21 protein-coding genes and 1 pseudogene are annotated in these 26285 nt (G+C 70.9%); 10 read left to right on the forward strand and 12 right to left on the reverse strand.

The window, feature by feature from the left end; translation table 11 throughout:
- Positions 1-128 precede the first annotated feature (128 nt).
- From AB0K12_RS20255 to AB0K12_RS20280, 6 genes are read right to left on the reverse strand one after another with little or no spacing between them, the layout of a single operon-like run.
- Positions 129-263 carry a hypothetical protein gene (locus AB0K12_RS20255; protein WP_364563035.1) on the reverse strand — a complete coding sequence of 45 codons (135 nt, stop codon included), beginning with the start codon at positions 261-263 and terminating at the stop codon, positions 129-131.
- Complete coding sequence (locus tag AB0K12_RS20260) at positions 260-550, reverse strand: hypothetical protein (RefSeq protein ID WP_364563038.1); 291 nt, start codon at positions 548-550, stop codon at positions 260-262. Before AB0K12_RS20260 ends, AB0K12_RS20255 begins: the two co-directional genes overlap by 4 nt.
- Positions 547-1008 (reverse strand): hypothetical protein, encoded by a 462-nt coding sequence (locus AB0K12_RS20265; RefSeq protein ID WP_364563041.1) that lies wholly within the window; start codon positions 1006-1008, stop codon positions 547-549. The genes AB0K12_RS20260 and AB0K12_RS20265 overlap by 4 nt, the downstream gene beginning before the upstream one ends.
- On the reverse strand, positions 1005-6308 hold the full coding sequence (locus AB0K12_RS20270) for a hypothetical protein (RefSeq protein WP_364563043.1): 5304 nt from the start codon (positions 6306-6308) through the stop codon (positions 1005-1007). Before AB0K12_RS20270 ends, AB0K12_RS20265 begins: the two co-directional genes overlap by 4 nt.
- A gap of 3 nt (positions 6309-6311) precedes the next feature.
- Complete coding sequence (locus tag AB0K12_RS20275) at positions 6312-7700, reverse strand: hypothetical protein (RefSeq protein ID WP_364563046.1); 1389 nt, start codon at positions 7698-7700, stop codon at positions 6312-6314.
- Positions 7701-7703: 3 nt separating this feature from the next.
- On the reverse strand, positions 7704-8036 hold the full coding sequence (locus tag AB0K12_RS20280) for a hypothetical protein (RefSeq protein WP_364563049.1): 333 nt from the start codon (positions 8034-8036) through the stop codon (positions 7704-7706).
- 170 nt (positions 8037-8206) lie between these two features.
- Between AB0K12_RS20280 and AB0K12_RS20285 the strand changes: the two genes are divergently transcribed.
- Positions 8207-8695: a CBS domain-containing protein gene (locus AB0K12_RS20285; RefSeq protein ID WP_364563052.1), complete on the forward strand. Its 489-nt coding sequence runs from the start codon at positions 8207-8209 to the stop codon at positions 8693-8695.
- Between the two features lie 234 nt (positions 8696-8929).
- Here the strand turns inward: AB0K12_RS20285 and AB0K12_RS20290 are convergent.
- Positions 8930-9085, reverse strand: a pseudogene (locus AB0K12_RS20290) (hypothetical protein); the annotation flags it as partial.
- 186 nt (positions 9086-9271) lie between these two features.
- The gene (locus AB0K12_RS20295) at positions 9272-11095 is read right to left on the reverse strand and encodes an alkyl sulfatase dimerization domain-containing protein (protein WP_364563055.1); all 1824 of its coding nucleotides are present in this window, start codon (positions 11093-11095) and stop codon (positions 9272-9274) included.
- Between the two features lie 445 nt (positions 11096-11540).
- Here AB0K12_RS20295 and AB0K12_RS20300 point away from each other — a divergent pair, with 445 nt between their 5' ends.
- The 5 genes from AB0K12_RS20300 to narI all read left to right on the forward strand — a co-directional run bounded on the left by AB0K12_RS20300 (position 11541) and on the right by narI (position 18843).
- Positions 11541-12182, forward strand: a complete 642-nt coding sequence (locus AB0K12_RS20300; protein ID WP_364563058.1) for a response regulator transcription factor — start codon at positions 11541-11543, stop codon at positions 12180-12182.
- 133 nt (positions 12183-12315) lie between these two features.
- Positions 12316-15903, forward strand: coding sequence for a nitrate reductase subunit alpha (locus AB0K12_RS20305; protein WP_364563061.1), 3588 nt, complete (start codon positions 12316-12318; stop codon positions 15901-15903).
- Complete coding sequence (narH, locus tag AB0K12_RS20310) at positions 15903-17534, forward strand: nitrate reductase subunit beta (protein WP_364563064.1); 1632 nt, start codon at positions 15903-15905, stop codon at positions 17532-17534. The genes AB0K12_RS20305 and narH overlap by 1 nt, the downstream gene beginning before the upstream one ends.
- Positions 17531-18139, forward strand: coding sequence for a nitrate reductase molybdenum cofactor assembly chaperone (gene narJ, locus AB0K12_RS20315; protein ID WP_364563067.1), 609 nt, complete (start codon positions 17531-17533; stop codon positions 18137-18139). The genes narH and narJ overlap by 4 nt, the downstream gene beginning before the upstream one ends.
- The gene (narI, locus tag AB0K12_RS20320) at positions 18136-18843 is read left to right on the forward strand and encodes a respiratory nitrate reductase subunit gamma (protein WP_364563070.1); all 708 of its coding nucleotides are present in this window, start codon (positions 18136-18138) and stop codon (positions 18841-18843) included. Before narJ ends, narI begins: the two co-directional genes overlap by 4 nt.
- Before the next feature lie 2 nt (positions 18844-18845).
- On the opposite strand, the gene AB0K12_RS20325 is transcribed toward narI, so the two are convergent.
- On the reverse strand, positions 18846-20024 hold the full coding sequence (locus AB0K12_RS20325) for an MFS transporter (protein ID WP_364563073.1): 1179 nt from the start codon (positions 20022-20024) through the stop codon (positions 18846-18848).
- 162 nt (positions 20025-20186) lie between these two features.
- Positions 20187-20333: a hypothetical protein gene (locus AB0K12_RS20330; RefSeq protein WP_364563076.1), complete on the reverse strand. Its 147-nt coding sequence runs from the start codon at positions 20331-20333 to the stop codon at positions 20187-20189.
- A gap of 235 nt (positions 20334-20568) precedes the next feature.
- Here AB0K12_RS20330 and AB0K12_RS20335 point away from each other — a divergent pair, with 235 nt between their 5' ends.
- Together AB0K12_RS20335 and AB0K12_RS20340 are read left to right on the forward strand one after the other, a co-directional pair.
- A complete protein-coding gene (locus AB0K12_RS20335) occupies positions 20569-21231 on the forward strand; it encodes a pyridoxamine 5'-phosphate oxidase family protein (RefSeq protein ID WP_364563079.1) in 663 nt (220 codons plus the stop codon).
- Positions 21232-21307: 76 nt separating this feature from the next.
- Entirely contained in the window at positions 21308-21433 is a 126-nt protein-coding gene (locus AB0K12_RS20340) for a hypothetical protein (RefSeq protein ID WP_364563082.1), read from the forward strand.
- Between the two features lie 118 nt (positions 21434-21551).
- Here the strand turns inward: AB0K12_RS20340 and AB0K12_RS20345 are convergent, their stop codons facing one another.
- Positions 21552-22619, reverse strand: coding sequence for a sporulation protein (locus tag AB0K12_RS20345; protein ID WP_364563085.1), 1068 nt, complete (start codon positions 22617-22619; stop codon positions 21552-21554).
- Between the two features lie 201 nt (positions 22620-22820).
- Positions 22821-23624, reverse strand: coding sequence for an ion transporter (locus AB0K12_RS20350; protein ID WP_364563089.1), 804 nt, complete (start codon positions 23622-23624; stop codon positions 22821-22823).
- A gap of 306 nt (positions 23625-23930) precedes the next feature.
- Between AB0K12_RS20350 and AB0K12_RS20355 the strand changes: the two genes are divergently transcribed.
- Positions 23931-25268, forward strand: a complete 1338-nt coding sequence (locus AB0K12_RS20355; protein ID WP_364563092.1) for a hemolysin family protein — start codon at positions 23931-23933, stop codon at positions 25266-25268.
- Entirely contained in the window at positions 25265-26278 is a 1014-nt protein-coding gene (locus AB0K12_RS20360; RefSeq protein ID WP_364563095.1) for a hemolysin family protein, read from the forward strand. The genes AB0K12_RS20355 and AB0K12_RS20360 overlap by 4 nt, the downstream gene beginning before the upstream one ends.
- Positions 26279-26285 lie beyond the last annotated feature (7 nt).

Raw genomic sequence — 26285 nt, forward strand, 5'->3', positions numbered from 1 at the left:
CATCTCACACCACCCGTCCCTGGGATCTCCACTCTGACTCAGCCGCCTGGCACGTGTACCGCCCATGACGGATTCTTCATCGTCGAACCGGCTGGGCTTGAGCGTTTGAAGGGTTAGTTTCGCGCCCTTCACATCAATTCCGGCGCATCGGTGTCGATGGTATTGAGTGTGAGTCCGCCCCCGGGGACGGGCCGGAAGCCCAGTTCGTCGAGCTCGGGGAGGTTGAGGGCGGTGACCACGTGCAGAGCGCCGTCCTCGGTCACCGAGCGAACCGCGCCAGCGCGCCGCGTACCTCCGTCGGCACGCCGGGCGTGGTGTGGACCACCTCGAGACGTGCGGTGGTGTGTCGCGCGTTCTCCCAGGACGCGGCCGCATGGCCGACGAAAGGGTGCCCGCGAGAGTTGTTCACGTACGCCTGCAGCCAGAAGGCGAGCCTGTCCCCGGCGATCAGCCGGTGGGGAACGCTCACGTCCATGCCCGCATCGGCCAGCCAGGACCCGGTCTCGGACGCGGGCAGCGGGACCAGGGCCTCTGCAGATCCCCAGGTCACGTAGGCCCCAGGCGGGCGCCGCGAGCAGGAGGGGACGGGCTTCGAGGGGACCTCGCCGAGGTGGGACCCAGGAGGAGAGACGTCGGGGGCGTCGTGGGGTCCAGCACGACGTAGCCGTCGCGGACCTTCCGGCGGCCGCGGCTCACCAAGCCGGTCGCGAGGTCCTCGGCGAGGCGGGACAGGGCCTCGACGGCCCATTCGTCGGCCGAGGCCACTGGCAGGCCGGTCCACGGGCTTACGAGTTCGGTCGGGAATGCGACGTCGACGGCGTACACGTTCGGATCCCGCCGCCAGCGGAAGACCACTACCAGGCTGTCCGGCTCCGCGACGGCACCGACACCGGAGAATCCGTCCGTTATCGCGCCGGCTCGGAGCAAACACGTCCTGGCCGCTTCGACGATCTCCTCTCGGGACCATTCCACTTTCCAGGCTGTCACGCCGGGGTCGCCGCCGCTCACGTCTCGGCGGGCTCCGCCTCCAGCAGCGCTGTGAGCCGCTCCAAGGCTGCGGCCTGCTGCGGAAAGCGGCGGGTCATCCGCCGTAAGCGCGCCACGCCCGCCCGGCGCTGCGTGTCCGTGGCAGCCTCGGCGGCGGTACGCATCCACGCCTCCGGGTCGGATCCGTCCTCGGGCGTGCCCCTGAGGACCGCGGCTACGGCTGCCAGGAACGGCGACACGAACGGCGTCATCATCAGGTGCGGAACTGCTCGTGACAAGGGGGCGAGCTTGATCCAGGCGCCGGCTTCCAGGAAGCGGTACCCGTGATCGGCCGCCACGGTCACGTCCGTCACGGCGTCGAAGACCTCGTCCAGCTCCAACGATTCCAGGAGTTCCAGGATGGCCGCGTGCTGGTGCGCGATCTCGTCCTCGGTGCCCTTGAGCAGCGCCACCGTTTCCAGGTGCGCCAGTTCCTTGCTGTTCTCGCGGAGGAACGCCCGCGACTGATCCCAGTCCGCACTGCTCAGCCAGGCACGGGTCAGGAGCACGCGCCTGTTGTGCGCGGTCAGGAGGTCGAGGACCTGATCGAGGCCGCCGTCATCGATGGCGTCCAGTAGGCCGGAGAGCTCTTGCAGCCCGGGAAATTCCGGGTACCAGGCTTGAGCCAGGTCTAGGGCGGATCGACCGTCTTCTCCGGACAGCGTGGTGTACTCGGCTCGGAGGTACGCGGCCTTGGTCTCCCAGTCGGCCGCCGTCAGCCAGCGGTTGAGGCGTTCCATCTCCTCGTCGCTCAGGTCGGACACGACCCAGGACGGCCACTTCTCCGGTTTCTTGTCCTCTGCGGCTAGCTGGGCTCCGACGCGTTGCAGGGCGCGCCGCGCTCGGCCGCGCCACTGCGGGTCCTCATCCGCATCGGCGCACTGTACGGCCCGGGTGAGCGTCTTCACCGCAGCCGAGCGACGCCCGCCGGCGAACTGCCGGGCCACGAGATGCGCCAGGCACTCCGCTTGTGCTCCTGGCCGAAGTCCCGATGCGATCTCCGACCAGACACCGGTCGCTTCGCGGCCCCGTCCCAGCTTTTCCGAAAGGGCGGCGAGGGTGTTCAGCGACCTGATCAGGTCGGTCAGGAAGGCGGCGGGTTCGGCCTCGGCCAACGCGCGGCAGTGGGCGACGGCCTCCTGGATCGGCGCCCAGGCACCGTCCAGTTCCCCGTCGTCGGACTGCCGGACCGACAGGTTGTTCAGTGTTCCGGCCAGTTCGGGCAGGAAGGCGGTGCCCTTCGTCTCGACCAAGGTACGCAAGTGGGCGACGGCCTCCCGGATCGACTCCAGGGCACCACCTCTGTCGAGGCACTCGGCCTGCCGGTCCGACAGGGTGTTCAGCATGCCGGCCAATTCCGGCAGAAAGGCACCACCCTTCCGCGATGAACGGAGGTGGGTGACGGCCTCCTGGATCGACGCCAGGGCTCCGTCGCGGTCCCCGCGCTCTGCGAGCCGGTTCGACAGGGTGTGCAGCGATTCGGCCAGGCCAGGCAGGAAGGCAGCCCGATCCACCTCGGCCAAGGCCCTGTGAATGGCCACCGCTTCCTGGGCCGGCTCAAGAGCACCGTCCCGATCCCCGGTCGCGGCCTGCCGAGCCGACAGGCTGCCCAGCAAGGCCGCCAGATCAGGCAGGAAAGCGGCCCGATGTACCTCGGCCAGCGCGCGGTAGTGAGCCACGGCTTCCCGGATCGACTCCAGGGCCCCATCCGGATAACCGCACTCAGCCTGCCTGGCCGACAGCGTGTGCAGAGACATGGCCAGGTCGGGCAGGAAGGCTGCGCGATTCACCTCGACCATGGCCCTGCGAAGGCCGACCGCTTCTTGGACCGACGCCAGTGCACCTTGCCGATCCCCGGTCTCGGCCTGCCGGTTCGACAGGGTGTTCAGTGCGCCGGCCAGGCTGGGCACGAAGGCGTAACCCTGCGCCTCGACCAGCGCATGATAGTGAGCCACGGCCTCCTGGATCGGCTCCAGCGCGCCGATCCGGTCCCCAGCCGCGGACTGCTGGACCGACATGTTCTGCAAGGACATGGCGAGATCGGGCAGGAAGGCCTCGCGATTAGCCTCGGCCAATGCGCGATAGTGAGCCACGGCTTCCCTGCTGGACTCCAGGGCTCCATCCCGATCGCCGGTCTCGAACTGCCGGCTCGACAGGGTGTTCAGGGCGCTGGCCAGGTGAGGCAGGAAGCCGTCACGGTTGCCGTCGATCACTTCACGATAGTGAGCGACGGATTCCTGGACCGACCGCAGGGCCCCGGCGCGATCTCCGTTCGCTGATCGCTCGCTCGACAAGTTGTTCAGGGCTCCGGCCAGTTCCGGCAGGAAGGCGGCGCGATTCGTCTCGACCAGCGTTCTCAGGATGGTGACCGCTTCCTCGATCGAGGCCAGCGCGCTGTCACGATCTCCGCACCCAGCCTGTACGGATGACAGATTGTTCAAGGAGCCGGCCAGCTTCGGCAGGGAGGCAGCGGGATTCGCCTCGGCAAGGCCCCTGCGGACGGCGACGGCTTCCTCGATCGATTGCAGCGCATGCACCAGGTCCCCGCACTCGGCCTGCCGGTTCGACAGGGTGTGCAGCGACATGGCCAGGTCGGGCAGGGAGGCCGCGCGGTTGCCCTCGATCAGGGTCCGGTGGATGGCGACGGCCTCCTCGATCGACTCCAGCGCACCGACCCGGTCCCCGGTCGCGGACTGCGCGATGGACAGGGTGTTCAGCGCGTTCGCCACGTCGTGCAGGAAGGCAGCGCGATCCGCCTCGGCCAGCATGCGGTAGAGAGCGACGACGTCCCGGGCGGACTCCAGAGCGCTGTCCCGATCCCCGCACTCCAACCGGCGCAGCGACAGGCTGTGCAGCGAGTCGGCCAGGTCGGGCAGGTAGCCAGAGGGGTTCGTCTGCACGAAGGTCTTGCGGAGAGCGACGGCTTCCTGAATCGACTCCAAAGCACCCAGCCGATCCCCGCACTCCGCCCGAGAAGCGGACAGATTGTGCAACGAGGCGGCCAGATCGGGCAGGAAAGCAGCACCGTCCGTCTCGACCAGAGTTCTGTCGATGGCGACGGCTTCCTGGATCGACTCCAGCGCACCGGCCCGATCCCCGGTCCCGGCTTGCTGGGCCGACAGAACGTTCAACGCCATGGCCAGATCAGGCAAGTGGGTGGCGGGGTTCGCCTCGGCCAGCTCGCGGTAGTGAGTGACGGCTTCCTGAATGGTCGCCAGGGCAGCGGTCACGTGTCCAGCGGCGGCCTGACGGATGGCAAGGCTCTTGAGAGTCCGGGCTCGCTCGCTGGTCTCGGCTTCCTCTGACACCTGCGCTTGCGCGGCGATCAGCGCGAGTTCGCCGAGTGCGCTGTGGCCGAGCGGGATCCGTTCGGCGATATCCGCAAGTGGCAGGGGTGTGTCGGGCTCGCGAGCCAGGGCTTCGAGAGCCGGTACGAACGGGCCGCCCTGAGCTGCGGCGACGACATAGGCGAACCGCCAGAGATCTCGCCGGAGGTCGAGCGCTGCGGCTGCGAGATCTCGCGCCTTCTCGTGGTCGTTCTGGGCCGCGCGGGAGATCGCGAAGCACGCGAAGGCGAATTCCAGGTCCGTCGCCGCGTCGATGCAGCGGTCGAACAACTCGGGGTCGCGGGGGTGGGGGCGTACGAGAAGGTGGGCGCCCATCGGGTCGGGCCTGATGGAGACCGTTTCGCTCTCGGACTCGGTGTGGAGCATCTCTTCGACGAGGTCGGCCAGATGGTCCCGTACGAGCCGGTCGTCGATGCCCAGGACTTCGGTGATGAGTTCCGGTACGCGCTCCTCGCGCGGGGACAGCAGCGCCAGGCATGCCCCGAGCGACCAGAACGTGTGTTTCGATGGCACGTCGCTCGCGTGCCGTTCGCGGTAGGTCTCCTGCCAGTACGCGATCTCTCGTCGCATGACCTCTTCGTAGCGGTCGGCGTGGCCGCGCGGCAGGTCGCGGACGCCCTCGGCGGCGAGCCAGGCGTGCAGGACGAGGTCGAGCGTCGTCCATGGGGCCGGTTGCGGGAGGTCCGCCGGTGAGGGGGCGGTGCGGTCGTGGCCGGTGAAGGCGCGGTAGGCGAGCCGGAAGACGCGCCAGGGTGCCGGGTGCAACGGTTCGAAGGGGCGGGGTGAGACCGCGACATCGTGGTCGTCGGCGGACAGGAGACCCTCGATGTCCGTCCACCAGTCGCCCATGAGACGTGCCGTCAGGACGACGCGCGTGGGAGCGGCTCGGCCCCGGACGGCTCGGAGCAGAGCGTTGACGTCCTCCGCTTTCACGGCTTCGGCGTAGTCGACGACGACGAGCAGGGGTGAGACGAGCAGCCCCAGCCAGGCGAGCTGGACGTCGTCGGGTTTGCGGATGAGGAAGCCGGTGTGCCAGCCCTGTCCGGCCATGGTCGCGGCGAGTTCGGCCGCCAGGTGGGTCTTGCCGGCTCCGCCGAGGCCGTGCAGGATCGTGACCTTCGTACGGTTCTGCGGGTCGGCGGTCTCGCACCAGTCGATGAGCAGGTCGAGTTCTTCGCGCGGCGCGAACGGGATACGTCCTCTTCGCGCCTGGAGTTCAGCGAGGGGTCCTGTCCTCGTCCGCGCCCTGTAGTACGGGGGCGTCAGCGGGTCGTTCGCGGGTGTCGCCGGCTGCGGGAGGACGTCCCCCTCGTAGAGCCCGACGTCGACCGCGAAGCTCCAGCGTCCGCACAGCTCGGCGCCCGCCGTGACGGCGTCTTTCCAGGGCAGTGGATCGGTTCGTCCGCCGTATCCGTGTGCCGCGCCGGTGACGTCGATGGCAAGGAATGTCCCGTTCGTCTCCTGGACGGGCGCGACCTCCGCAGGCATCTCCTGGTGGACGAGAGCCGTCAGCGGATAGTCGAACGACACGGGACGCTGGTACTCCCCGCCGAGCCACACGACGACGAACGCATGGAACGCTCCCCCGGCCGTGGCCGGTTCGGCGATGACGATGAGGGGATGCAGGCCGGCGTCCAGGCACCCGCCCGCGTACGTGACAGCGATGTCGAGGCACGTGGCGCAGCGGTGGTGCAGCAGCACCTCGCCCGGTGTCCTGATCGCCTGGCCGGCCGTGTCGCTCGCCGGGTCCTCGTGCGCGTAGGTGATGTCCCGCCGGGTGAACGCCTCGTACAGGGCTCGCGCCCGGTCCAGTCGCGGGCCCGCGCCGGGAGCCGGGCGGTTGTCGCCGAGCATCTTGCCGACGACGCCCCGCTGCACGTACGCGGCGAGCAGCCCGGGCGCGGAGTCCCTCGGCCAGCGCAGCCATCCGCTCATGGCTCAGGTCTCCTCTTCGACGGCTCCGATGACATCGGCGCAGCTCACCGGATCCCGGCCGGGCGCTTGAGCGATGACCTCGACGCGGTGCTCCCCGAGCGGCAGGGGCGGAAGGCCGAACTCCCAGACGCCCGCGTCCGTCGGCACGCCGGGCACGGCCTGACCGGCGATGCGGGCTTCCACGGCAGTTTCCTCCGCGGCGGCCTCGCCGTGCCAGCGGGCGCGTAGCGGCACCGGCGTCCCCGCCGGGACCGTCTCGTCCAGGTCGAGGCCCAGCCACGGCCCTTCAACCGTGTCCCCGCGTGTCGCGGAGGTTGATGCGCCGGACAGGAGTGCGAGCGTCTGGAGGATCGCCGGGCTGGACGCCATCGGCAGGTGCCGGTCCCGGACGGGCCGCCACCGCGACCGCTGCGCGTCCAGTTCGATGGGCAGGGCCGAGAACCACGGCACGGTCCCGTCGCCGCCGCGCTCGGGCTCGGGCAGCCATTCGGCGTTCACCTTCTCCACCTTGAGGCGACCGTCCTTGAGCGTGCTGCGGCCGGGCGTGGCGTGGCCGGGCGCGAACAGCGGCTGCAGATCGGGCGCGTGCTCGCCGAGCTCTTCCCAGGCGGTGCGGATGTCCTCGTGCATGGCGTACGCGCGGCGCGCGTGCTCGGCCTGGGCGGGGTCCGGCCATGGCAGTGCGGCCGGGTAGAGCGCCGCCGGGTCGGCGCCCGGTTCCAGGCCGGGCGTCAGTTTCCCGGTCAGGACGGTCCGGTAGCGGGGCAGCAGGTCGTACGCCGACGGCCAGCGCCGCATGATCGTGGTGAGCCGCGGGTCGCGTACGGCTCCCGCCCCGACGCCGTTCCACAGCCAGTCCAGGGCTTTCGGCGCTCCCCGGTGCGGTGTTCCTGCCGTGATCAGGGACGCGCAGCAGGGGGCGCCGCCGAGTGGCCCCAGCCAGTACCGGGCGACGAGCCCGCCCATCGAGTGCCCGATGACGATCACGCGCCGCCGGTTGTCCTCCGGCGGGCCGAGACGATCCCGCATCGCCCGGGCCAGGTGCTCGGCGGCAGCCGCGACACCCGCACGGAAGTCGTACGGAAAAAGCAGGATATTTCCGGACGAGCCATCGCCTCCGCCCGGCGTGATCGTGGCGACCTTCGCGTTCGAAAAGGCGTTCTGGAGGCGTTTGACCAGATTGTCGTATCCCGGTGCCAGCGTTTTCCCGATGAGTTTGATCGTCGGCATCAGCGTCACCGGTTCAAGCGGAACGTCGATGTCGAGTGCGCCCGGCTGGAGCAGCCGGCGAAGCCCTTCTGGGAGCCCGCCCCATACGCGCGTGCCGCGTTCGTCACGCAGGACGCTCCCGAGAATGCCCGGAACGATCACCACGACGTGCCTGAGCCGCACCCTTCATCCCTCCCGATCCACCGGGCGAGTGTTCGTGATGATCGTGGCGAGGATGCGGTACAGCAGGCTGACCAGCCCGAGGGCCACGCCTGCGATGACGACGCCCCGCAGCCCCGCCGAATCCGGCACTGTCCCGGCGAGGACGAGCAGGCAGACCGCCAGGTCCGCGATGATGACCGTGGCCACGGATAAGGCATAGATACGGACCCGCTCAAGCGTCCAGAACCGGACGTTTCGCTGCCGCTCGGAGAGTCCGTCGAAATACTTCGAGTCCCAGACGAAAGCCAGCAATACGACGGGAAGCACCTGCGCCACCGTCGCATAGAAGTCGCGCATCCTGCCCCCTTTCCGGGAGGAATGCGAGCATCTTATTTCACGATAAGTCGGACCAGCGTGGACAGGCAGGGATCTTCGGTATTGGAGGCGGGCCGTCCCGGCTCTGCCCGCCAACCCTCTGGGTCACGAGCCTCGGAAGGAAAGGTACGACGTCGAGGGAGAGGCCCGTCATGTCCGAGGGCGTCGCGGTATCCGCCGCAACCCCGTTCAAGGAGATCGCGGAGACGCTCATCGCGGCCGGCGTCAGCGCCGTGCCGGTCATCGACGACGACCGGCAGGTGCTCGGCATGGTGTCGGAGGCCGACCTGCTGCGCAAGGAGGAGTTCAGGGAGCAGTACTACCGCGAGGGCTGCCGGCCTCCGCTGCGTGCCCGGCTCCGTCACCCCAAAGGCAGGCGCAAGACCCGCCGCGACCTCATCAAGGTCTTCCTGCGGCCGGACGAGGACATCGAACGCGAGGTGCGCGAGGCCCTGCACGTCAAGGCCGACGTCCGCGTGCGCGACGCCGTCGTCACCCTTTCCGGGACGTACGACGAGCGCAGCCAGGCCGTCACCGCCGTCCGCCTGGCCGAGAACATCGACGGCGTGGTCGCCGTGCGCGACGATCGCGCGTGGAAGCACGACGACATCGCCGACCTGCCCATCCGGGGCGGCGCCTGACCCCTGCCGGGTGGCCGGTCTACGGGCGAGGTCGGGACTTTCGCCCGTGGACGGGCCCCGCGTGCGGTACTCCTGTGACGCCTGGACGAGCGTGTCGACCTGGTCGGCGTAGCGGAGGTCCTGGGTCACCGTGACGCCCACGACGACCTGCCCGTAGGCGGGGCGCTGATCGCCGTGGACCACCACGACGGGCGCGTCCGCGTGGCCGGCGACGTGGTCGCTGACCGAGCCCAGGACGGCGCTGTCGAGCATGCCCGGCCCGCGGCTGCCGATCACCACCTCGATCACCACCTCGATGGCCGCCTTGGCCTGCTCGCGCAGGACCGTCGCGGGCGTCCTCTCCTCCAGCAGCGTCGTCACCTCGACGTCGGGCAGGGCCGGAGGTCCCACAGGCCGGGTGCCGAAAGACCGGTCATGCCACGTGGCCGCCTGCGGCTGATCGGACGCGGCACCGCCGGCCTTCGCTTCCTTGGCCAGGAGGTCGAGCAGGCCGGGCAGCCGGCGTTCGATGTCCTGCCTGGGCAGCGAGACGGCGCTGCCGTTGCCGTGCCCATCGGTCTCCGGCCTCGCACCTGTTCAGGGTGTGACGATGGCGAAGTCCGGGGTGGGCTGCTCCAGGACCGCGGTCAGCCGTCGCAGGACGGTCAGGTCTCCGTCGTGGTCGAGGCCGTCGGTGTCGGTGTCGGTGTCGGCGTCGGTGTCGCCGGTGAGCAGGCTCATCAGGCGCTCCTTGGCCAGCCGCAGCGTCAGGTCGGCGCCGTTCCCGGACGGGTTGCGCTCGTGGATCAGGGCGCCGTTCGACATCGTGGTGCGGTGGTGCTCTCCGGTGTCGGTGAGGTGCCAGTCGATGGCGAAGCGCTCGTTCCAGGCGCCGGGGCCGTTGACGCGGCTGGCCAGCGAGTCGAAGACCTGCTCGGCGGTCAGGGCGCTGAGCAGGTCCGGTGAGACGGTGTCGGTCGCGGGCTTCGACGGCGAGCCGGTCAGCTCCTGGGCTCCGGTCAGGTAGAAGTTGCGCCAGGTGGCGTTCTCGGCGCCGTGGCCCAGGCGGGTGTAGACCTGCGCCAGCAGGCGGCGGGCGGCGGAGTCGCCAGGGTCGGCGAAGACGGCGTGGTTGAGCAGGGTCGCGGCGAAGCGCAGGTCGTTCTCCTGCACGTAACGGCCGGCCAGGGCGACCACGGCGGAGGCGCCGCCGAGCAGCTCGACGTAACGCCTGGCCAGCTCGGCCGGCGGATGCTCCCACAGGTTGGCGGGGTTGCCGTCGAACCAGCCCAGGTAGCGCTGATAGATCGCCTTGACGTTGTGGCTGACCGAGCCGTAGTAGCCGTGGGTGTGCCAGGCCTGCTCAAGGGCCGGCGGCAGCCGCATGGCCTCGGCGATCTCGCTGCCCGTCATGCCCTGGTTCAGCATCCGCAGCGTCTGGTCGTGCAGGTAGGCGTACAGGTCGCGCTGCTGGGACAGGAAGGTGACGATGTGCTCGCGGCCCCAGGTGGGCCAGTGGTGGGAGGCGAAGGCGACGTCCGCCTGGCCGGCGAACAGCGCGATGGCCTCGGTCAGGTAGCGGGACCAGACGCGGGCGTCGCGGACCGGCGCGCCGCGCAGGGTCAGGACGTTGTGCAGGTTGTGCGTGGCGTTCTCGGCCATGCACAGGGCACGCCGGCCGGGGAAGAGGAAGTTCATCTCGGCGGGCGCCTCGGTGCCGGGGGTGAGCTGGAAGACGATGCGTACGCCGTCCACCGTCTCCTCCTGGCCGGTGCGGGTGACGTGCAGGGTGGGCGGGATGAGCGAGACCGTGCCGGCGGACGTGCCCATGCCGAGGCCGCAGCCGAGCTGGCCGTCCGGGGTGCGGGGCAGGTGCTGGCCGTACATGTAGGCGGCGCGGCGGTTCATGGCGGTGCCGGCGTGGACGTTCTCGGAGACGGCGTGCTCCATGAAGTGGGCGGGCGCGATCACGGGGATGGCGTCGCCGCCGGTGACGCCGCGGGCGCCGCCGAAGTGGTCCACGTGGGAGTGGGTGTAGATCAGGCCGGTGACCGGCCGGTCGCCGCGGTGGGCGCGGTAGAGCTCGAGCGCGGCGGCGGCGCATTCGGTGGAGACGAGCGGGTCGATGACGATGACGCCGCGCTCGCCCTCGACGAGGGTCATGTTCGACAGGTCGAGGCCGCGTACCTGGTAGATGCCCTCGGTGACCTCGAACAGGCCCTGCTTGGCGCACAGTTGAGCCTGCCGCCACAGGCTGGGGTGCGCGCTGCCCGGGCAGTCGCCGTCGAGGAAGGCGTACGCGTCGTTGTCCCAGACGACCCTGCCGTCGGCCGCCGTGATCAGGGCGGGTGACAAGCTCGCGATGAAGCCGCGCTCGGCGGCGTCGAAGTCCGCGCGGTCGTGCAAGGGAAGGTCTGCCATGCGGCGGTCATGCCCGTGTCCGTCTTCGATCAGGGCAAGCGAACGCTCAAGAAACCCACAGCGCCTGATCGTGCCTTCGCCGGTCGCCGGCAGGAAGCCGCCGAGGGCGTCGGCCGCGCTGAGAAGGTCATGGAGTAAGATCGCGCGAGCTTGTCATCATTTGCCGCGAAAGGCCCCCCGCATCGCCGGGGCCGAGGCCGCGTGGGCGGCAAGGCGCACCACGCGATGCCGCGTTCGGGGTCCACTGCGGCTGAGGCTGAACGCCAGGCCGGTCTCCCAGGGCCGTCCGTCACCGTCGTGACAGGACCTCGGTCCCCTTCGGCTGACACGCCGAGCGGCACGCCCGCCCGAGCGTGCGGGAAACCGCGCGGCGGTGGACCTTCGGCGGTCCGGCAAGGGACTTTCGTCCTTTCGGCGGGGTCGCCGCTTGGGTAGCGTCACAGACATGATTCGTGTGTTCCTCCTCGACGACCACGAGGTCGTGCGCCGAGGTGTCGCCGCATTGCTCGACTCGGAGGACGACATCGAGGTGATCGGCGAGGCGGGCACCGCCGAGTCGGCGATCGCACGCATCCCGGCGCTGGCCCCTGACGTTGCGGTGCTCGACGTCCGGCTGCCCGACGGCAACGGCGTGGACGTCTGCCGCGAGGTGCGCTCCCGGGTGCCTGGGCTGGCGTGCCTGATGCTGACGTCGTTCGCCGACGACGACGCGCTGTTCGACGCGGTGATGGCGGGCGCGGCGGGTTACGTGCTCAAGCAGATCCACGGCTCCGACCTGGTCGGCGCGGTCCGTACGGTGGCCTCGGGGCAGTCGCTGCTCGACCCGCAGACCACGGCGGCCATGCTGCAGCGGCTGCGCGACCAGGCCGCCAGGAAGGACCCGCTCGCGGCGCTGACCGAGCAGGAGCGTCACATCCTCGACCTCATCGGCGAGGGGCTGACGAACCGGCAGATCGGCGAGCGCATGTTCCTGGCCGAGAAGACGGTCAAGAACTACGTCTCCAATCTGCTGTCGAAGCTCGACATGCAGCGCCGCACGCAGGCCGCGGCGCTGTCGGCACGGCTGCGCGCCGGCCGCAACGACTGACTTCGCGGAAGGACCTTGGTCCTTCGCGCAGGTGCCTTTCGGCCCCCGTTCCCGCCGCCCTGTTCAGGAAGGGCGGGCGGCGGGGGCGGGCACCGTTTCTCCCCCACCACCGACGACGGCAGGGGCGAGTGACATGGACGGAGCGGTCAGCGACGCGCTGCTGAAGCTGGGACGGCACCTGCGGCCCGGCACGGTCTCACCGGACCTCAGGGCGCTCTATCAGGTGGGCGGCCGGCGGGCGGACGCGTTCTACCGGGACCGGTGGAGCCACGACAAGGTGGTCCGCTCCACGCACGGCGTGAACTGCACCGGCTCGTGCTCGTGGAAGGTGTACGTCAAGGACGGCATCATCACCTGGGAGGCGCAGCAGACCGACTATCCGAGCGTCGGCGGCGACCGGCCGGAGTACGAGCCGCGCGGCTGCCCCCGTGGCGCGGCCTTCTCCTGGTACACCTACTCCCCCACCCGTGTCCGCTACCCGTACGCGCGCGGCGTCCTGGTGGAGCTGTACCGGGAGGCGAAGGCGCGGCTGGGTGATCCGGTGGCGGCGTGGGCGGAGGTCACCTCGGACCCGGACAAACGGGCCAGGTACCAGTCGGCGCGGGGCAAGGGCGGGCTCGTCCGCATCAGCTGGGACGAGGCGTGCGAGATCATCGCGGCCGCGCACGTGCACACCATCAAGACCTACGGCCCCGACCGGGTGGCCGGGTTCTCGCCGATCCCGGCCATGTCGATGGCCTCGCACGCGGTCGGCGCCCGGTTCGTCTCGCTGATCGGCGGCGCGATGCTGTCGTTCTACGACTGGTACGCCGACCTGCCGGTGGCCTCGCCGCAGGTGTTCGGCGACCAGACGGACGTGCCGGAGTCGGCGGACTGGTGGGACGCGGCGTACCTGATGTTGTGGGGCTCCAACGTGCCGGTCACCCGCACGCCGGACGCCCACTACATGGCCGAGGCGCGCTACCGCGGGCAGAAGGTGGTGGTGCTGGCGCCCGACTACAACGACGCCGCCAAGTTCGCCGACGAGTGGCTGGCCCCGCACCCGGGCACGGACGGCGCGCTGGCGATGGCGATGGGGCATGTGATCCTCAAGGAGTTCTTCGTCGATCGCGAGACGCCCGCCTTCACCTCTTACGTCAAGCGCTTCACCGATCTGCCGTTCCTGGTGCGGCTGCGGGAGCGCGGCGGGCCGTACGTGCCGGACAAGTTCCTCACGGCGGCCGATCTCGGCAGGCCGGAGGGGGCGTTCGCGACGGTGCTGCTGGACGCGCGCACCGGCGAGCCGGTGGTGCCGAACGGCTCGCTCGCCTTCCGCTACGGCGAGCAGGGGCAGGGCCGCTGGAACCTCGGCCTGGACGGCGTGGACCCCCTGCTGACCTGCATGGGAGCGGAGGCGGTGACGGTGGCGCTGCCCCGCTTCGACAGCGAGGGCGTGCTGGAGCGCGGCGTGCCGGTGCGGCGGATCGGCGGCCACCTGGTCACCACGGTGTACGACCTGATGCTCGCCCAGTACGGGGTGGCGCGCGACGGGCTGCCGGGAGCATCGGAGAACGAGCCGTGCACGCCGGCCTGGCAGGAGGCGATCACCGGGGTTCCGGCGCAGGCGGTGGCGAGGATCGCCAGGGAGTTCGCCGCCAGCGCCGAGGAGTCGGGCGGCCGCTCGATGATCATCATGGGGGCGGGGACGAACCACTGGTTCCACTCCGACACCATCTACCGGGCGATGCTGGCGCTGACCACGCTGACCGGCTGCCAGGGCGTCAACGGCGGCGGCTGGGCCCACTACGTCGGGCAGGAGAAGTGCCGGCCGATCACCGGGTGGGCGCAGCTGGCGTTCGGGCTGGACTGGGTGCGGCCGCCCCGGCAGATGATCGGCACCGCGTACTGGTATCTGCACACCGACCAGTGGCGCTACGACACCTACAGCGCCGACGTCGTCTCCTCGCCGCTCGGCGAGGGTGCCTTCGCCGGGAAGGCGACCGCTGACCTGCTGGCGCAGTCGGCACGGCTGGGGTGGATGCCGTCGTATCCGACGTTCGACCGCAACCCGCTCGACCTGGCCGACGAGGCGGGCGACGACCCGGCGGCGTACGTGGCGGGGCAGGTCGCCGGCGGGCGGCTCGGCTTCGCCTGCGAGGACCCCGACGCCCCCGGGAACTGGCCGCGCGTGCTGACCGTGTGGCGGGCGAACCTGCTGGGCTCCTCGGCCAAGGGCAACGAGTACTTCCTGCGCCACCTGCTGGGCGCCGACTCGGCCGTCCGCGCCCAGGAGGCCCCGCAGGAAAGGCGTCCCGAGGGGGTGGCCTGGCCGGAGGAGGCGCCGCGCGGCAAGCTCGACCTGCTGCTGTCGCTGGACTTCCGGATGACGTCCACGACGCTGTTCTCCGACATCGTGCTGCCGGCCGCCACCTGGTACGAGAAGCACGACCTGTCCTCGACCGACATGCACCCGTTCGTGCACGCCTTCACCCCGGCCATCGACCCGCCGTGGCAGACCCGTACGGACTTCGCCGCCTTCCACGCCATCGCCCGCGCGTTCAGCGGCCTGGCACGCACCCACCTCGGCACACGCAAGGACCTGGTGGCGGTGCCGCTGCTGCACGACACCCCCGACGAGCTGGCCACCCCGCACGGCCGCGTGCACGACTGGCGCGCGATGGGACGGCCGCCCACGCCGGGCCGGGACTTTCCGAAGGTGGTCGTCGTGGAGCGCGGCTACGCGGCGGTGGCGGAGAAGATGGCGGCGCTCGGCCCGCTGCTGGAGCGGCTCGGCGCGACGACCAAGGGCCTGACGTACGACGTGTCGGGCGAGATCGACCGGCTGTCCCGGCTGAACGGCACGCGGAACGGCCGCCCGTCGCTGGCCCGCGACCGCGACCTGTGCGAGGCCATCCTGGCGCTGTCGGGCACCACGAACGGGCGCCTGGCCGCGCAGGGGTTCGCCACGCTGGGCCGGCGGACCGGCACGTCGTTCGACGGGCTGGCCGACGAGCACCGGCAGATCACCTTCGCCGACACCCAGGCCAGGCCGGTGCCGGTGATCACCTCGCCGGAATGGTCGGGCAGCGAGAGCGGCGGCCGGCGCTACGCGCCGTTCACGATCAACGTCGAGCACCGCAAGCCCTGGCACACGCTCACCGGCCGCCAGCACTTCTACCTCGACCACGACTGGATCCACGAGGCGGGCGAGGCGCTGCCCGTCTACCGGCCACCGCTGAACATGACCGCGATGTTCGGCGAACCGGCCTTCGGTGAGAGCGAGCAGGGCGTGGTCGTGCGCTACCTCACCCCGCACTCCAAGTGGTCCATCCACTCCGAATACCAGGACAACCTGCTCATGCTGACCCTGTCGCGGGGCGGGCCGACGATCTGGATGAGCCCGGCGGACGCCGCGAAGGCCGGCGTCGGCGACAACGACTGGGTGGAGGCGGTCAACCGCAACGGCGTCGTGGTGGCCCGCGCGGTCGTCTCGCACCGCATGCCGGAGGGCACGGTGTTCATGTACCACGCCCAGGAACGCGTGGTGGACGTGCCCAAGAGCGAGACTTCCGGCCTGCGCGGCGGCATCCACAACTCGCTCACCCGCCTCCTGGTCAAACCCACCCATCTGATCGGCGGCTACGCCCAGCTCAGCTTCGCCTTCAACTACCTGGGCCCCACCGGGAACCAGCGCGACGAGGTCACCGTGATCCGCCGCCGCAGCCAGGAGGTCGACTACTGATGCGCGTGATGGCACAGCTCGCCATGGTGATGAACCTGGACAAGTGCATCGGCTGCCACACCTGTTCCGTCACCTGCAAGCAGGCGTGGACCAACCGGGCGGGCACCGAGTACGTCTGGTTCAACAACGTCGAGACCCGCCCGGGCCAGGGCTACCCCCGCGGCTACCAGGACCAGGAGAAGTGGCGGGGCGGCTGGGAGCTGAACCGGCGCGGCAAGCTGACGCTGAAGGCCGGCGGCCGGCTCAGGAAACTCCTCACGATCTTCGCCAACCCGCTCATGCCGTCCATCCAGGACTACTACGAGCCCTGGACGTACGACTACGACCGGCTCTTCTCCGCCCCCATGCAGGCCGACACCCCGGTGGCGCGGCCCCGCTCGCTCATCACCGGCCGCCCGATGAAGATCGGCTGGAGCGCGAACTGGGACGACGACCTGGCCGGCGACCCCTCGCCCGACCCGGTGCTGCGGAAGCTGTCGGAGCAGGTCAGGCTGGACTTCGAGCGGGCGTTCATGTTCTACCTGCCGCGCATCTGCGAGCACTGCCTCAACCCCTCCTGCGTGGCCTCCTGCCCGTCCGGCGCGCTGTACAAGCGGTCGGAGGACGGCATCGTGCTGGTGGACCAGGACCGCTGCCGGGGGTGGCGGATGTGCGTGACGGGATGCCCGTACAAGAAGGTGTACTTCAACCACCGCACCGGCAAGGCGGAGAAGTGCACGTTCTGCTTCCCGCGCGTCGAGGTGGGCATCCCGACGGTCTGCTCGGAGACCTGCGTGGGCCGGCTGCGCTACATCGGCCTCGTGCTGTACGACGCCGACCGCGTCGCCGAGGCCGCCTCGGCGCCGGACGAGCGGGACCTGTTCGCGGCGCAGAAGGGCGTGCTGCTCGACCCGCACGACTCCGGCGTGATCGCCGCCGCCCGCGCCGAGGGCATCCCCGACGACTGGCTGGACGCCGCCCGCGACTCCCCGATCCACCGGCTGATCTTCGAGTACGGCGTCGCGCTGCCGCTGCACCCGGAGTACCGGACGATGCCCATGGTCTGGTACATCCCGCCCCTGTCCCCCGTCGTGGACGTGCTCGCCCACACGGGGCACGACGGTGAGGACGCGGGCAACCTGTTCGGCGCGATCGACGCGCTGCGCATCCCGATCGGCTACCTCGCCGAGCTGTTCACGGCCGGCGACCCGGAGCCCGTGCGGGCGGTGCTGCGCCGGCTGGCCGCGATGCGGTCGTACATGCGCCGGCTCAACCTCGGCCAGGAGCCCGGCGAGTCGATCGCGCGGGCTGTCGGGATGAATGGCGCGCAGGTCGAGGCCATGCACCGGCTGCTGGCGCTCGCCCCCTACGGCGAGCGGTACGTCATCCCCACGGCCCACGCCGAGCAGGCCGCCCAGCTGGAGGAGCTGGGCTGCAGCCTCGACTACGAGGGCGGCCCCGGCATGAACGGCCCCTTCGGCGAGGCGTCCGGGCGGCCCGCCCCGGTCGCCGTGGAGAACTTCCACGCCCTGCGCGAGCGCCAGACCGGCGACGACCTGGACGACGCCGACGAGCTGCGCGGCCGGGTCAACCTGCTCAACTGGGACGGCAAGGGCGTCCCGGACGGCCTGTTCCCGAGGAGGAAGAAGTGAGCGTGCGGACCGTCCACATGGTCGCCTCTGTGCTGCTCGGCTACCCCGACGAGCGGCTGCACGACGGGCTCGGCGTGCTGGGCGAAGCGGTCGACGGGCTGCCGGCGGGTGCGGCGCGCGAGCGGCTGTCGGCGTTCCTCGCCCACGTGGCCGCCACCGGCCGGGCCGCGCTGGCCGCGCACTACGTGGCCACGTTCGACCTCAAGCGGCGCTGCTGCCCGTACCTCACCTATTACGCCTACGGCGACACGCGCAAGCGAGGGGCCGCGCTGCTGCGCTTCCAGCACGCGCTGAAGGCGGCGGGCTTCGAGCTCGCCGGCGGCGAGCTGCCCGACCACCTGGCCGTGGTGTGCGAGCTGTCGGCCCGCGGCGCCGTCCGCGAGGCGCGCAGGCTGCTGCTGGAGCACCGGGCGGGCGTGGAGGTGCTGCACGCGGCGCTGCGCGAGGAGGGCTCGCCGTACGCGGACGTGGTGGCCGCCGTGCTGGCCACGCTGCCCCCGGCGGGGCGGCGCGAGCGGGAGGCCGCGCTGCGGCTGGCCGCCGAGGGCCCGCCCGCCGAGGCGGTCGGCCTGGAACCCTACGCGATCATGGAGGCGGGCCGGTGAGCGTGCTGCTGTGGGTGGTGCTGCCGTACGTGGCGCTGACCGTGTTCGTGCTCGGGCACGTGTGGCGCTACCGCTACGACACGTTCGGCTGGACGACGCGCTCGTCCCAGCTGTACGAGTCGCGGCTGCTGCGCGTCGGCAGCCCGCTGTTCCACTTCGGCATCCTGGTGGTGGCGCTCGGCCACGTCGGCGGCCTGGTGATCCCCAAGAGCTGGACCGAGGCGGTGGGGATCAGCGAAGGGCTCTACCACCTGCTCGCCGTCGTCGTGGGCGCTATCGCGGGCGTCGCGACCGTGGGCGGCCTGGCCATCCTCATCTACCGCCGCCGCACGGTCGGCCCCGTCTTCACCGCCACCACCCGCAACGACAAGCTCATGTACGCCGTCCTCGCCCTCACCATCGCCCTGGGCCTGGCCGCCACGGTGCTGGCCAACATCACCGGCGGCGGCTACGACTACCGCACCACCGTCTCGCCCTGGTTCCGGTCGATCTTCCTCTTCCAGCCGCGGCCTGAGCTGATGGCGGGCGCGCCCCTGCTGTTCCAGCTGCACGCGCTGAGCGCGCTGGTGCTGTTCGGGATCTGGCCGTTCACCCGGCTGGTGCACATGCTCACCGCGCCGGTCGGCTACCTGACCCGGCCGTACATCGTTTATCGCAGCAGGGACGAGGGCCGTCCCCGGCGCGGCTGGGAGCCGTCGCGCTGACGTCAGGCGTGGGCCCGTACCGCGGTCAGGGTCAGCACGACGGCGAGCGCGGCGGTCACGGCCAGCAGGGCCAGGCCGAGCCCGTACGAGCCGAGCCGGCCGTAGATGAAGCCCATGACCAGCGGCGGCACGAACCCGCCCAGCCCGCCGGCCGCCCCCACGAGCCCGGTGACCGAGCCGACCTTGTCGGCCGGGGCGACCTGGGCGACGAGCGCGAACGTGGCGCCGCTGCCCGCGCCGAGCGCCGCCGCCATCGACAGGAACGCGACCGTGCCCACCGGCAGCAGCGGTGGCGTCAGCGCCTGGATCGCGGCCATGACGGTGACCACGGCGAACACCCCGGCCAGCACGCGCACGGGGCCGATCCGGTCCGACAGCCAGCCGCCGATCGGCCGCATCAGCACCGCCAGCACGACGAACCCGGCCATCCGGTACGCGGCGTCCGCCTGCCCCAGGCCGTACCCGGTCTGCAGGTAGGCGGGCAGGTAGACGGAGAAGGCGACGTAGCCGCCGAACGCGACCGCGTACAGCAGGCACGCCTGCCACGTGATCGGCAGCCGCGCTGTGGCCGTCAGGCGCGTCATCAGCGGCTCCCCGGGGATGCTGCGGCCCGGCGCGTCCCGCAGCACCAGCCACGACACGACCGCGTAGACCGCCAGCACGACCGCCGTGATGACGAACGGCGCCGCCGCGCCGCCCCACTCGACCAGCCCGACCGTGGTCAGCGCGCTGACGGCGGTGCCGCCCATGCCCGCGCCGAAGATCCCCACCGCGAGGCCGCGCCGGTGCGGCGGGAACCACGCGTTGACGAACGGCACCCCGACCGCGAACGCGGTGCCCGCGATGCCGAGGAAGAACCCGCCGGCCAGCAGCGCCGGGAAAGACGTCTGTCCCGCCAGGCCGATGAACAGCACCGGGACGATGGTGACGGCCGACACCAGGGGGAACATCACCCGGCCGCCGTACCGGTCGGTCAGCGCGCCCACCGGGATCCGCCCGATCGAGCCCACGATCACCGGCACCGCCACCAGGAGCGCCTGCTGGGGCGCCGAGAGGCCGAGCAGCTCCTTGAAGCGCGGGCCCAGGGGGCTGAGCAGGGCCCAGGCCCAGAAGTTCGCCGCGAACCCCACGGTCGCGAGGGCCAGCATGAGCATCGCCCGCCGTCCGCCGGTCTCCGCCATCTCGCCATCACCATCCGCATCCGTTCGGTGACCATCAGTCTCCGAGGGCCCGTCCCGCTCGTCCAGGCACCGCGCGGGGTCATCGCGGGACCCTGACCACGGCGAGCGGGCACGGCGCGCGTGGGCGGGTGATCTCAGCCCCGCAGCGTCGGGCAGCCGCCCCTAGAGTATCCGCGCCGCCGCGACCGTCTCCACGGTGACCACGTCTCCAGCGCAGAACAGCAGCTCCATGACCCGCCCGTCGGGGCCGATCGCCACGTCGTCCTCGGTGACGCGTTCGGCGAAGGCGCGCTTCGGCACCTCGAACACGGCTCCGAGCCGGTTGCTGGTGGTTCTCGTCCGGGCAGAACAGCCGGAACGTGTGGGGGTCGTCGCGTACTCCGGCCAGCGGCACCTGCCTCTTCTCCGTGGGGTGCCCGGGTTCACCGCCATCCGACCCCAGCGCGGGGTCGGCGAATAGGGCCGGAAGTCCCGACGGTCCGGCCGGCGATCAGGGACCAAAGGCCCTGTCGGCACCGCCGTACGGATCGGTAGCTTCTGACGCATGGAGAGCCGCATGAACAATCCCGGCGACTTCGGGCGTCGCATCACCCATCACCGCGCCAAGCTGGCCTTCACACTGGAAGAGGTGGCCGGCCGCGCGGACATGTCGCCCGGATACGTCCAGTACCTGGAGGACCACTTGGGCACGCCCGACAGGGACACGGTGGCGCGGCTGGCCAAGGCGCTGGAGACCACGCCCGAGGACCTGCTGGGCGGCGGCCACGACCGCCCGCCCGGCCGGGGAGCCGCCGCCGAGCAGCCCGAGCTGGAACGGCTGGAGCCCGGGGAGTGCCTGCGCCTGATCGAGCCGGGCGGCATCGGGCGGGTGGCGTTCAACGGCTCGCACGGCCCGACGGTGCTGCCGGTCAACTACACGGTGCACGACGGCGCGATCGTCTTCCGCACCCAGCACGGCGGCCCCATGGACCAGGACCTGCGCACCGGTGTGAAAGGCGTGGAGATCAAGATCGGTTTCGAGGTGGACAGGATCGACGAGGCGCGCCGCGAGGGCTGGAGCGTCCTCGTCCAGGGCCCCGCCCACCACGTCGGCGACGACGAGGCCCCGATCGGCGCCGACGTCACCCCGTGGGCGGGCGGCGACCGCCACCTTTACATCCGCGTCGTCCCCCACCAGATCACCGGCCGCCGCATCCACGGCCTCTAGCGAGTGGGTTCAGCCCACCCGGCCGTACGGACAGCCTCATACCGGACGCACCCGTACCGTCCGTAACGTCGCCACCATGGCGAAGAACGCCTTCACGTGCATCCACATCCACGGCGTGTCGAGCTCCGTCACCCTCGTGACGGTCGCCGTACTGACGATCATCGGCGACACCGCCGCCACGCGACCGTTCGCCGAGTGGTGATGCCGCTATGGGAGGATTTGTGCGCCGTGCCGGTCAGCGGCGAGTGGATCGTCGCTGACCACGGGGCTGCCCGCCGGCCGAGTGCTGCGGCTCGGTCGGCGGGCCCGGCACGCGCCTGTCACCAGTCGCCGTCGCCTTCTTCCTCGCCGTCGCCTTCGAAGATCTCTTCGGCGATCTCGCCGGCCACGATCCCGCCGACCAGGCCCGCCGCGCCGGCGGCGGCGACCGTGCCCCAGCCGGGCCCGCTGCGGTGGTGCTCGGAGTGGCCATGGTGATCGCCGTAGTGCCCCGGATGACCGTGCGGGTCACCGTAGTGCGCGGGCTGACCGTAGCCCCCGTGGTGGTCGCCGTGGTCATACGGCCCGGGGTGACCGAAGCCGCCGTGCCCGTATTGGGTGAGCCCGGCCAGCCAGCGGTCGATCTCGCTGGGCCAGTCGGTGCGCATGGCGTCGTCGTGGCTGACGGTGAAGCGGCCGATGGCGTCGCCGGAGTAGCGGCCGGCGCGCTTGTCCGCCTCCAGGATGACCTCCAGCCCGTGCGGGCTCGCCACGAAGGTCAGCTCCACCTCGCCCAGGACGCCGTGGTGCTGGGCGGGCGGGTAGAACTCGATCTCCTGGTAGAACGGCAGGTCCTGGTGCACCCCGTACAGGTGGCCGACTTCCAGGTCGGCGGACTTGAAGTGGAAGCCGAGCTGGATGAAGGCCTGCAGAATGCGCAGCTGGGACGGCAGCGGCTCGACCGCGACCATGTCCAGGTCGCCCTTGTCGACGGCCTTGGCGATGGCCAGCTCGGTGCGGACACCCAGGGCCATGCCGGTCAGCTGCTGGCCGGCGATCTCGCTGATCGGCGCCTCCCAGGGCACCGGGACCGTGAAGGGGATGCTGCGGTTCTCGCCCTGCTTGAGGACGAACGGCCCGGTGACCTGTGCGCGGAAGAACTCCCCTACCCCGGAGCCCTCGCCGTCGCCGTGCTCGATCTCGACCCGGGCGACCAGCCCCAGGGTGATGTGCTCGATGTCGGCGTCGAAGTCGCCGCCGGCCAGGCGTACCTCGCCGCTCAGCGTGCCGCCCGGCTGGATCCGGGGGGTGGTCAGGACGGTGTCCACCGAGGGGCCGCCCACACCGAAGGCGCCCAGCATCCGCTTGAAGACCACGACGTTGTTCTCCCTGTCGAAGGTTGGTGGCATGTATCAGCCACAGCCCTTAACGATCATCCTGGCGGCCTGGTTCCGGAGGCCACAAGAAGATGTCCTCGCAGGTAGCGCGATTGATCACATTGCAAGGCATTCGTGCGCAATGTCGGATTGACCGTAACGGGGGTCATCCCGGCGAGCCGGAGAACGACCTGCGTTCCGGACGGAGCGGAGCACGCCGGGAGCTCCCTCCGGTCACTGGACGGAAGGGCCGGCCTGATCGGTACCCGTCGATGACGTGTCCTTCGATGACGCCGCTGACGGCTGGTGACGCAGGAGCAGCTGATCCAGCTTGGCGTTCACCGCGGCCAGTTCCTGCCGGACCGCCTCCAGCTCGGACTGCGCCCCCGCGTCCGCCGCGGACGGCTCCGGCTCGTGCATGGCGTTGACCACGACCGCGATGAACAGGTTCAGCGCCACGAACGTGGACATCAGGATGTAGACGATGAAGAACACCCACGCCCACGGCTTGTGCTCCATCACCTCCTGGGCGACGTTCCCCCAGTCGTCGCCCGTCATGATCTGGAACAACGTGAACAGCGAACGCGGCAGCTCATCGAAGCGCTCCGGCACGATCTCACCGAAGAGCTTCGTCGCGATGACCGCCGCGACATAGATCATCAGCACCAGCAGCCCGATGATCGACGCCATCCCCGGCAGAGCGGTCAGCAGCGCGCCGACCACCCGGCGCATGCTCGGCACCGCCGAGACCAGCCGCAGGGCCCGCAGGATCCGCAGGGCGCGCAGCACGGACGTGGGACCGGACGCGGGGATGAGCGCGACGGCCACGATGATCGTGTCGAACCAGTTCCATGGATCCTTGAAGAACGCCGTGCGGTAGGCATACAGGCGGGCGGCGATCTCGACGGTGAAGACGGTGAGTGCCGTCCGGTCGACGGCGTGCAGCAGGCCGCCCACCTGATCCATCAGATGGGAGCTGGTTTCCATGCCGATGGTGATCGCGTTGATGACGATCACGGCGATGACGGCCCGTTGCACGAGCCTGCTCTCCAGGGCCACACGAACGCGTTCTTGCCCGGACACTCCCGACCATCCCCTCGGACGAGCACCACAACGGTTGATCATGGTAGTGGGAGCGTCGGCCCGCACTGGGTAGATGCGCACGGTCGGCGGATACGTCCCAGTCATCGCCTGTGTGCACTGCTCCGATAGCGTTCGTTGCAGCGCATGCGGGCGGGGCCTGCCCGCATGCGCTTCCATGACCTGCTCGATCCGGCGAGGCGGAGGGGAAACAGAGGTGTCGGCGAACCTGACTCATCCGTCGAGCAGGAAGGGGCGTGCCGGATGAGCGTGGCTCTCGGCCTGCTGGCCGTCCTCCTGCTCACCGCGGCCACCGGCTACTTCGTGGCGCAGGAGTTCGCCTACGTCAGCGCCGACCGGCTGACCCTTTCGGCCCAGTCCTCGGCGGGTGACAGGAAGGCCGCCAAGGCGGTCAAGGTCATGGAGCGGCTGTCGTTCATGCTGTCCGGCGCGCAGCTCGGCATCACCGTGACGGCCCTGGTGGTGGGGTTCATCGCGCGCCCGGCGCTGGCCGAGCTGATCGCCCCCGCGCTGACCTCGTTCGGCCTGCCCGCGGGCATGGTGGGCGCGGTGGCGCTGGCCATCGGGTTCGCCCTGGCCACCGTCATCCAGATGGTGCTGGGCGAGCTCGCCCCCAAGAACCTCGCACTGGCCAGGCCCGAGCCGCTCGCCCGCGCCCTGGCCGGCTCCACCCTCGTCTACCTCACCGTCGCCGGCCCGATCATCAAGCTGTTCGACGCGGCGGCCAACAGGCTGCTGCGCGCGGCCGGCATCGAACCGGTCGAGGAGCTGCACCACGGCGCCACCCTGGAGGAGCTCGGGCACATCATCGGCGAGTCCGAGGCCCACGGCCACCTGCCCGGCAGCCAGGCCGACGTGCTGGAACGGGCACTGGCCTTCTCCGACCACACCGCCGAGGAGGTCATGGTCCCGCGCGTCGAGGTCGTCACCGTCCCCGGCTACGCCACCGTGGCCGATCTCGACGAGCTCATCGCCGCCCACGGCCACACCCACTACCCGGTGCTCGGCGCCACCGTGGACGACGTGGTCGGCCTGGTCAGCCTGCGTGACGCCGCCGCCGTCCCGCCGGACGAGGCCGGCGGCACGCGGGTCGCCGACATCGCCCGGGACGTGCTCATCGTGCCGTTCTCGCTCACCTTGCCGGACCTGGTCCGGCAGCTGCACGAGCGCGGCGAGGAGGTGGCGTGCGTGGTCGACGAGCACGGCGGCCTGGCCGGGCTGCTCACCTGGGAGGACGTCGCCGAGGAGCTCGTCGGCGAGATCGCCGACGAGAACGACGTCGAAGCGCCGCCGGCGGTACGCCGCGACGACGCCTGGGAGCTGGACGCCGGCCTGCGCATCGACGAGATCGCTCTGGAGATCGATCTCAATCTCCCGGACGAGGACGAGTACGACACCCTGGCCGGACTCATCCTGCACCGCCTCGGCCGTTTCGCCGTGCCGGGCGACACCCTCGACGTCGAACTGCCCGCCACCCTCGATCCCCACGCGCCGACCCACGCCCGCGTCGAGGTGCTCACCCTCCACCGCCACGTCCCCGAACGCGTCCGCCTGACCCCCTACCGCGAGGAGCAGCCGTGAGCCTGACCACCGGCCTGGCCCTGACGCTCTTCCTGCTGATCGGCAACGGCTTCTTCGTCGCCGCCGAGTTCGCCCTGGTGGCCGCCAAGCGCCATCGCCTGGAGAAGGCCGCCGCCCAGGGCAGCCGAGCCGCCTCCGCCGCGCTCTCGGGCATCAAGGAGCTGTCGCTCATGCTGGCCGGCGCCCAGCTCGGCATCACCCTGTGCTCGCTCGGGCTCGGCGTGGTCTCCGAACCGCTGATCGCCGGCACCCTCACTCCCCTCTTCCACACTGTGGGCCTGCCGGAGGCCGCCGCGCACAGCGTGGCGTTCGTGATCGCGCTGGCGCTGGTGACGTTCCTGCACATGGTGCTCGGCGAGATGGCGCCCAAGTCGTGGGCCATCGCCCACCCGGAGCGGTCGGCCACCATCCTGGCGCTGCCGTTCCGCGCCTTCACGCTGCTGGTCCGGCCGCTCATCAGCGCCCTGAACGCCATCACCAACCGGCTCCTGCGCCTGGTCAAGGTGCGTCCGCGCGAGGAGGGCGCCAACCCCCGCACCCCCGCCCAGCTCCAGCACCTGGTGGCGGAGTCGAGGCGGCTCGGCCTCATCGAGGCCGAGGACCACGCGGTGCTCAGCCAGGCTCTGCACGCGCCGAACGCTCCCGTCACCGGGCTGATCACGCCGCCCGAGCGGATCGTGACCGTACCCGCCCATGCCACCCCGCAGCAGGTCATCGACGCCGCGGTACGCGCCGGCCGCTCCCGGCTGCTCGTCGGGCCGGCCACGGATCCCGTCGGCGTCGTCCACCTCCGTGACGCCTACCTCGCCCGCCGCCGCGCCGACCCGGCCACCGCCGGAAGGCTCGCCTACCGCCTGCCGGCTCTGGCCCCCGACGTCTCCGTCTCCGAAGCGGTCAGCCGGCTCCGCGCCGCCCACAGCCAGATCGCCCTGGTCCGCGACGGCGACGGTCGCGTGGCGGGCCTCATCGCCCTCGACGACTTGCTGACCACGCTGCTGGTCAACGCCTGAGCGTCTG

It is taken from the genome of Nonomuraea sp. NPDC049419 (assembly GCF_040676995.1).
Classification (GTDB): Bacteria; Actinomycetota; Actinomycetes; order Streptosporangiales; family Streptosporangiaceae; genus Nonomuraea; species Nonomuraea salmonea.